Genomic DNA, 275 nt, shown 5'->3' on the forward strand with positions numbered 1-275 from the left:
GGCACCGCTTTGCATCCCCAGTCTTCAGCCGACCGGCAGGCCCTGGTGGCCGTGGCCGATCGCAATGCGGTCTGGCTGGATATGCGGATCAAGGCGCAATGGCGCCAGCCCTCCGATCCGGACGCCGTCATCACGGCCCTGAGCCGTCAGGACGATGCCCAGACCATCGCGACCCTGCAGGGCCGTCTCTGGGCCACGTCCCGGCAGATCTGGGCGGTCACGGTTCCCGAAACCCTGGGCCTGCACTGTGACCTCGGCGACATCGTCTCTCTGTC

General features: G+C 67.6%; 1 protein-coding gene. It reads right to left on the reverse strand.

Features of this window, described 5'->3' with window-relative positions; genetic code table 11:
• Window positions 1-24: 24 nt before the first annotated feature.
• A partial coding sequence (locus JN414_RS16605; RefSeq protein WP_202208896.1) for a hypothetical protein occupies window positions 25-275 on the reverse strand: 251 nt, incomplete at its 5' end.

The sequence above is a fragment of the Gluconobacter sp. Gdi genome, assembly GCF_014132155.1.
Classification (GTDB): domain Bacteria; phylum Pseudomonadota; class Alphaproteobacteria; order Acetobacterales; family Acetobacteraceae; genus Gluconobacter.